This window comes from Streptomyces sp. URMC 123, assembly GCF_051386515.1.
In the GTDB taxonomy this organism is placed as follows: domain Bacteria; phylum Actinomycetota; class Actinomycetes; order Streptomycetales; family Streptomycetaceae; genus Streptomyces.
Genome location: NZ_JBPQTV010000311.1, coordinates 1 through 7646, shown reverse-complemented (window position 1 = coordinate 7646; position 7646 = coordinate 1). Strand labels below are relative to the sequence as shown.

Genomic DNA, 7646 nt, shown 5'->3' with positions numbered 1-7646 from the left:
CCCCGGTGCCCCCGGCGGCTCCAGCGGCTCCAGCGGCCTCGACGACGCGGGGGGCCCCGGCGGACGCGGGACAGCCGGAGCGCGAGCTGGACCTCCAGCGCGCGGTCCGGCTTCTGCCACTCCGCCCCCAGCAGCTCGCCGATCCGCTCCAGCCGGCGGGCGACCGTATTGGGGTGCACATGGAGCTCCTTGGCCGCGTACGTGGGGCTGCCGCCGGTGTCGAAGTAGACCTCCAGGGTGCGGGTGAGCTCGGTGAACCGCTGCCGGTCGTAGTCGAGCACCGGGCCGATGGCGGAGTCGATGAACCCCTCGACGTCGTGGTTGTCGGAGAGCAGCACCCCCAGGAAGCCCAGCTCGCGGGCGGAGGCCGCACGGCCGGTCGCGCCCAGCGCCGTCATGGCGTCCAGGCAGCGCAGGGCCTCCTGGTGGCTACCGGCCACGCCGGAGGTGTCCGTGACGGGCCCCGCGGCGGCCACGGTCACCGGGTGGCCCAGCAGCGGCGTCAGCTCGTCGGCCACGGCGCGGGCGACCTCGCCCGCGTCGCCGCCGGGCAGCAGCATCACCGCCGAGCCGCCCTGCACGGTCTTCAGCCCGCCCAGGCGGTGCGCGTAACTCGACGCCCAGATCGACGCCTTGCCGGGCGCCTCGCCCTCCGGGCGGGCGACCACGACCACGTGCGGGGTGCTCAGATCGAGGCCGAGGCGGGTGGCGCGCCGCTCCAGCTGCCGCGGCGGGCGCGGCCGGTCGGCCAGCAGGTCGTCGAGCAGCTCGTCCCGTACGTGCCCCTCGGCGGCGGCGGTGCGGCTGCTGTGCAGCATCAGCAGGACGGCGGTGGCCTGGGCGACGAGGCCCAGCAGCCGCTCGTCCCGCTCGGTGAACGGCCGGCCGGGCGCCAGCGTCAGCGTGCCCAGGCTCTCGTGGTCGGCCAGGACCGGCGCCGCCCACAGGCCGTTGTCCAGCGGCACCGGCTCGCGCGCGGCATGGGCGTCCATCCCCGCCATGATCGCGGCCCGGCCCTCGTCCTCCGGGACGCTGCCGACGGTCGTCAGCACGGTGCCGTTGGCCGAGCGGACGCGCAGCGCGCCGCCGAGCCGCCGGGCGGCCTCCCGGGCCAGGGTGGTGAGGTCGCAGCCGGCCAGCACCAGATCGATCAGTTGGGCGTGGATCTCGCCGAGCTCCCGCAGCCCGCGCAGGCCCGCCTGGGCCTCCCCGGCGTTCTGCTGCAGCTCGGTGACCGTGGCGGTCGCGTCGTCCAGCAGCCGGGCCTTCTCGATGGCCACGCCCGCCAGGTCGCCGAGCGAGCTCATCAGGGATATCTCGTCCGCGGAGAAGTGCCGCACGCTCCGGTCGGCGGCGTACAGCACCCCGTACGGGCGCGAGCCGTGGCTGAGGGGGACGGCGAGGATGGCGCGCAGCCCCTCGGCGCGGATGACGTTGTCGACGACGCTGTTGTGGTGGATGCGCTCGTCCGCCAGGTAGTCGGGGGTCCAGAACGGCGCCGGGCGGGTCAGCACGTCGCTGCCGAGACCGGTGCCGTCCGGCAGCCGCAGCCCCACGTTGAGGGTGGAGGTGTGGCCGTCGGAGGTGCGGACGTAGAAGAAGCCCTGCTCCTCGTCGGGCAGGCCGATGTACGACATGTCGAGGCCGAGCAGGGTGCGGGCGCGGCGGGTGATGACCTTGAGCAGGGTGTCCAGGTCGTAGGGCATGGCCAGGTCGCGGGCGGTCTCGACGAGCGCGAAGAGGCCGGCCTCGCGCTGCTGGCGGCGGTCGAGCTGGGCGTGCACGCTCAGGCCGAGCCCCTTGGCGCGCTCCAGCAGCTCCAGCTCGGGCCCCGACACCCCCCTGCGGCGGGCCTCCGCCACCAGGGACTCGAACTGGCCGATGGGGGCCTCGTTCGCCAGGAGTTCGAGCACGGTGAGGGCGTCCGCCGACCAGCTCCCGTCCTGGGTCACGATCTCCCCCGCGAATTCCGGTTCCACAGCCACGGCTTTGTTCGAGCAATGGCTCTCCCCGCGGAAGCTACGCATTCTCCGGACTGAGCGTCAACTGTTCAACACCGCACGCGATACGGGTGGGACGGATGGCCGGAAAGGGGCCGGGGCGGTCCCCGTGTGGGATTTCTACCGGGACTCGGGGAACGGGTCCATCGATCGTCCACGGGGATTCCGGCAGGGCGTCGGTGATTTCCGAGCGGAATTCGTTCCCGGGCCCCGTGTCATTCGACGGAAACCGCTCACGCGGCGTCGTACGCACGGGCTTCGGCCCGCGTCGTACGGCCGCTTCTCACGCGTGGGCCGTGCGCGGCAGCGCTGCCGCCCGCAGGCCCTCGCGGACGCCCGCCCGCACCCGGCGCCAGATCTCCCGGCCGCGGCGCTCGCCCTCGGCCTCCAGCGCGGCCGCCGTCGCGTTCCGGCCGATGCCCAGCCCCTCCAGCCCGCGCCACACCTCCTCGCCGGCCTCGTGCTCGTCGGTGAGCGTGTCCCCGGTGAGCCGCTCGGCGGCGACGCCCGCGCGCAGCGCGGCCGGCGGCAGCGCGCTGACCGTGCCCCAGGCGACGAGCCGCTCGGCGTAGCGCAGGGCGCCCGGGACGAGCCCCTCGGGCTCCGCCACGGCGGGCGCGGGCGGCGCGGTGAGCCACACCAGCCGCTGCGGGCGGGCCTCGGCCGAGGTCAGCGCGCGCCAGCGGGTGCCGCCCAGCCGCTCCTCGTACACCCGGTAGAGCAGCCGGGCCAGCGCGGTGCCCGCGGCGCCGGAGAGCCGACGGGCCGCGCCGCCGCCCAGCGCCCGCAGCCGGCTGTCCACGGCCTGGTCCAGCCGCGCCACCGGCACCGAGACCACCGAGGCGACGGCGGAGAGCGGCAGCCCGTCGCCGCGGGCCCGCTCCAGCCCGTCGAAGTAGGCGTCGACGACCTGCTGGTAGCGGGCGGTGGAGAAGACCTCGGTGACGTGCACCCCCAGGCGCAGCGCCAGGCAGTCCCGCACGGCGGCCAGGCCCGCCGCCGTCGCGGGGATCTTCACCAGGACGTTGGGCCGGTTCACCGCCCGGGTCAGGGACAGGGCCGCCGCGACGATCGCCGCCGGGTCCCGGCCGGGGCGGGGGTCGAGGTCCATCGACACATAGCCGTCGCGGCCCTCGGTGGCCTCGTAGACCGGCAGCAGCTCGTCGCAGGACCAGCGGGCGTCGTAGGCGGTGATGGCGCGCAGCGCGGCGGCGGGGTCCACCTCGCGGGCGGCGAGGTGGCCGAGCTGGTCGCGGTAGGAGGGCTCCTCGGTCAGGGCGGTGGCCAGAATGGCCGGATCGGCCAGGGCGCCGCGCATCCCGGTGTCCCGCACCAGGCGGGTGGTCGCGCCGGAGGCGAGCAGGCTCCGGCAGCTCCCGTCCAGCCAGGGGGAGACGCCCTCACACACGAGGGGGCGCAGGGCCGCGCCGCTCGGTACTGCTGTCCGCTCCGTCATCGAAACATCCCAACTCCCGTCAGCGGTGCGCCTGTGCCACGGCAAAAGCGGGACGGCAAGAGTAAGGCAGGACTCGAGCGGAGCCGAAGGACCCGGTAAAAGTCAGTCAGGTCGCCTCGAAAACGGGTCGCGTCCGGCGACCTGATGGAGTGCGGCATATCTGACGGAGTGCTCCGAACGCTATTGGCAGTGTCCTCGGCGCGAGCACAAGATCTGGACAGTCCACTCTCCGCCGAGTGTTTCTCCACCAGCGGACCCGGCGGGGATTGTCCGATCAGCGAGGGGCACCACGGACATGATCGATGTCGCCGTCATCCACTACTCGTCCACCGGAATGGCACCAGCACCGGCTTCGGCCTCCGCGCGCACAGCGAAGGCCGGCCGGCGGGAGCGGACCGATGGCTGAACCGCAGCTCGCCGAACTGCGCCGCCGCGCCTTCGTGGCGGTGGCCGCCGCCGCTGCCGCGACCGCCGCGGCGCCGAGCGCGGCGGCCCTGGGGCGGACGCCGTCCGCCGCCGGGCCGGCCACCGCCGAGCGCCCGCTGGCCAGGACCAGCGCCGGCCTCGTCCGGGGCGTGCGCCAGGGGGAGCTCTCGGTCTTCCGGGGCGTGCCGTACGCGGCGCCGCCGGTCGGGCCGCTGCGGTTCTCCTCGCCGCGGCCCCCGGTCCCCTGGACCGGGGTGCGCGACGCGGCCGCCTTCGGCCCCGCGTCCTTCCAGTCGTATCTGCCGGGTTCCAGCGAGGACTCGCTGTACGCCAACGTCTGGACGCCGGGCACCCAGGGGTCGCGGCCGGTGCTGGTCTACATCCACGGCGGCGGCTGGTTCCTGGGGGCCGGCCACGAGCCGCAGTACGACGGGGCCCGCCCCGCCGCGTACGGCGACATGGTCGTCATCACCTTCAACTACCGGCTGGGGGCGTTCGGCTGGGGCCTGCACGAGGACCTCACCGACCCGCAGACCGGGAGCTGTGCCAACTGGGGCCTCCAGGACCAGGCGGCGCTGCTGCGCTGGGTCCACAGAAACGCTTCCGCGTTCGGTGGCGACCCCGGCAACATCACCGTCTGCGGCACCTCCGCCGGCGGCTCCAGCACCTACCAGCTCGCGCTCATGCCCGAACTGCGCGGCATCGTCCGGCGGATCGTCCCGATCAGCGCCTGCCACATCTGGGAGCCCGGCGTCACGCTGACGCCGGAGGAGTCCCGGGAGGTGTACGAGCGCGTGGCGCGCGAGCTGGGCACCACCGTGGCCGGGCTGCGCCGGGCCGACGCCACCGCCCTCAAGGCGGCCTGGGAGAAGATCTTCTCCGGCAGCCCCACCACCCGGCCCGTCACCGGCGGCCGCGAGTATCAGGCGGCGGTCGTCGACGGCCGCTGGATGCGCGGCTACGACTGGCAGCTGCCCACCCCGCGCATCCCCGTGATGCCCATCTACACCCGCACCGAGGGCTCGTTCTTCACCGGCCCCGGCTACCCCTTCCCCACCCCGCCCCCGAAGACCGAGGAGGACCTGCGCGACTACATCCGGGCCTATCTGTACAAGCTGGCCGCCGAGGTCGACGACCGGCAGGTGACCGAGTGCGTCACCGCCTACCGGGCGGCCGCCGAGGCCGAGGGGCTGCCGCAGGACCCGCTGTCGATCTGGACCGAGGTCTACGGCGACGGGCTCTTCCGCTACCAGATCCTGCGGCTCGCCGAGCGGCACGCCCGCGAGGGCGCCTCCCCCCAGTACGTCATGGAGTTCGCCCACCCCGTCCGACCGCCGCACTTCGGCACCCCGCACGAGGCCACCTCTCCGTTCCTGTTCGGCACCTACGGACGGCCGGAGAACGCCCCCGTCTTCGGGGACGGCCCGCTGGAGCGGCGGATCTCCGACACCCTCATCGACCTGGTGGCCTCCTTCGCCAGGACCGGGGTGCCGCACAGCGCGAGCGCGCCCGACTGGCCCGTCTTCGCGCCGGAGCGGCCGACCACCCTGGTCCTCGGCGGGGAGCGGGTGGCCGCCCTGGCCCCCACGTTCAAGGCCCCGCAACTGCGCCACTGGGACCACGCGGGTCTGGTCCCGCGCCCGTGACCACCGGCCCGCCCGGGCCCGCCCTGCTCACCGCCCAATCCTGACCGGAGGCATCAGTGGACAACGCTCAGCTCGACATCCGACTGAAACCCGCTCTACAGCAGCCGGAGTGGGGCGACGAGGCGCGCGTGCGGCTCGTCCGCGAGGAGCTCGCCGCCCGCCCCGCGCTGGTCCGGGCCGAGGACGTGCGCACCCTGCGCCACCTGCTGGCCCGGGTCGCCGCGGGGGAGGCCCAGGTGGTGCAGTCGGGCGACTGCGCCGAGGACCCGGCCGAGTCCACGGTGGGGTACGTGGCCCGCAAGTCGGCGGTGCTCGACCTGCTGGCCGGCGCGCTCAAGATGATCAGTCACAAGCCGGTGGTGCGGGCGGGCCGGATGGCCGGCCAGTACGGCAAGCCCCGCTCCAGCCCGACCGAGCGCGTGCGCGGGGTGGAACTGCCCGTCTTCCGCGGCCACATGGTCAACAGCCCGGAGCCGGACCCCGAGAGCCGCCGCCCCGACCCGCGGCGCCTGCTCGCCGGCTACCAGGCCGCCCAGGACATCATGGGCCACCTCGGCTGGGGCGACAGCCGCTGCACCGCGATCGAACCGACCGTGTGGACCAGCCACGAGGCGCTGCTGCTCGACTACGAGCTGCCCATGGTGCGGCCCGACGGCCAGGGCGGGCTGATGCTCGGCTCCACCCACTGGCCGTGGATCGGCGAGCGCACCCGGCAGGTCGACGGCGCCCATGTGGCCCTGCTCGCCGAGGTGGTCAACCCGGTCGCCTGCAAGGTCGGGCCGAAGATGCGGGTGGAGGAGCTGCTGGAGCTGTGCGAGCGGCTGGACCCGGCGCGCGAGCCGGGCCGGCTCACCCTGATCGCCCGGATGGGCGCCGGGGTGGCGGGCGAGCGGCTGCCGGCGCTGGTCTCCGCGGTGCGCGCGGCCGGCCACCCGGTCATCTGGCTCACCGACCCCATGCACGGCAACACCGTGACCACTCCGGACGGGCTCAAGACCCGCTATCTGGAAACGATCGCGCGGGAGATCCGGGAATTCCAGTGCGCCGTCCGCGCGGGCGGGGGTGTCGGCGGCGGGCTGCATCTGGAGACCACACCGGACCATGTGACCGAGTGCGTGCCGAACGAGTCCGGCGTGGACCAGGTGGGCGTGAAGTACACCAGCTTCTGCGATCCGCGGCTCAACCCCCACCAGGCCATCTCCGTCGTCTCCGCCTGGCAGGGCTGACCGGTCCCGACGGGGCGTCCGGCCGCCGGCCGGGCCGACCCCACCCCAGTTCGTCACGCGAGATTCGCACGCGTCGCACGGCGCGTAGGGAGGTCCCGACATGGAAAACAAGGTGGCCCTGGTCACCGGGGCGGCGGGGGGCATCGGCGCTGCCGTGGTCCGCGCGCTCGGTGAGCGGGGCGCGGCCGTGGCCGCCGTCGACCGGGACGCGGCCCGGCTGGACGACATCGTGGAGAAGATGGCCGCGGACGGGCTGCGCACCACGGCCTTCCCGGCCGACGTCGCCGACAGCCGCTCCGCGGAGCGGGTGGTCGACGCGGTCGAGCGGACGCTCGGGCCGGTGGACTACCTCGTCAACGGCGCGGGTGTGCTGAAGCTCGGGGAGGTCGCCGACTTCGACGACGAGGACTGGCGCACCACCTTCGCGGTCAATGTGCACGGCGTCTTCCACTTCTCCCGCGCGGTGGTGCGCCGGATGGTGCCGCGCGGCCGCGGGGTGATCGTCACGGTGGCGTCCAACGCCGCCCACACCCCGCGCACCCAGATGGCCGCCTACGCCGCGTCCAAGGCGGCGGCGACCATGTTCACCAAGAGCCTCGGCCTGGAGGTCGGGCGGTTCGGCATCCGCTGCAACGTGGTGGCGCCGGGCTCGACCGACACGCCCATGCTCGCCTCGATGTGGGCGGACGAGTCCGGGCCGCGGCGCACCATCGAGGGCAACCCCGAGGCGTACCGGGTCGGCATCCCGCTGCGGAAGCTCGCCCGCCCCTCGGACGTCGCCGACGCCGTCGTCTTCCTGCTCTCCGACGCGGCGGCCCACATCACCCTGCACGACCTGACCGTCGACGGAGGCGCGTCCCTGGGCGCGTGAGCGCCGCCCCCCGGCGCGACG

The 7646-nt window shown here is 74.5% G+C and carries 5 protein-coding genes; 3 read left to right on the top strand and 2 right to left on the bottom strand.

Going from position 1 to position 7646, the window contains the following annotated elements; all coding sequences use genetic code 11:
- Positions 1 to 1979, bottom strand: a 1979-nt coding sequence (locus tag ACSNOD_RS25755; protein ID WP_436769444.1) for a GAF domain-containing protein, incomplete at its 3' end; no start/stop codon positions are given.
- A gap of 304 nt (positions 1980 to 2283) precedes the next feature.
- Positions 2284 to 3456: a transaldolase family protein gene (locus ACSNOD_RS25750; RefSeq protein ID WP_436769443.1), complete on the bottom strand. Its 1173-nt coding sequence runs from the start codon at positions 3454 to 3456 to the stop codon at positions 2284 to 2286.
- Positions 3457 to 3854: 398 nt separating this feature from the next.
- Between ACSNOD_RS25750 and ACSNOD_RS25745 the strand changes: the two genes are divergently transcribed.
- From ACSNOD_RS25745 to ACSNOD_RS25735, 3 genes are all read left to right on the top strand, one after another.
- Positions 3855 to 5528 carry a carboxylesterase/lipase family protein gene (locus tag ACSNOD_RS25745; protein WP_436769442.1) on the top strand — a complete coding sequence of 558 codons (1674 nt, stop codon included), beginning with the start codon at positions 3855 to 3857 and terminating at the stop codon, positions 5526 to 5528.
- Positions 5529 to 5584: 56 nt separating this feature from the next.
- Positions 5585 to 6754 carry a 3-deoxy-7-phosphoheptulonate synthase gene (locus tag ACSNOD_RS25740; protein ID WP_436769441.1) on the top strand — a complete coding sequence of 390 codons (1170 nt, stop codon included), beginning with the start codon at positions 5585 to 5587 and terminating at the stop codon, positions 6752 to 6754.
- Positions 6755 to 6854: 100 nt separating this feature from the next.
- Entirely contained in the window at positions 6855 to 7625 is a 771-nt protein-coding gene (locus ACSNOD_RS25735) for a 2,3-dihydro-2,3-dihydroxybenzoate dehydrogenase (protein ID WP_436769440.1), read from the top strand.
- The last annotated feature ends 21 nt before the right edge of the window (positions 7626 to 7646 follow it).

Bases quoted from the DNA above. Each gene is read 5' to 3' on its own strand.
- ACSNOD_RS25750 (WP_436769443.1), bottom strand. From the start codon at position 3,456: ATGACGGAGCGGACAGCAGTACCGAGCGGCGCGGCCCTGCGCCCCCTC.
- ACSNOD_RS25745 (WP_436769442.1), top strand. From the start codon at position 3,855: ATGGCTGAACCGCAGCTCGCCGAACTGCGCCGCCGCGCCTTCGTGGCG.
- ACSNOD_RS25735 (WP_436769440.1), top strand. From the start codon at position 6,855: ATGGAAAACAAGGTGGCCCTGGTCACCGGGGCGGCGGGGGGCATCGGC.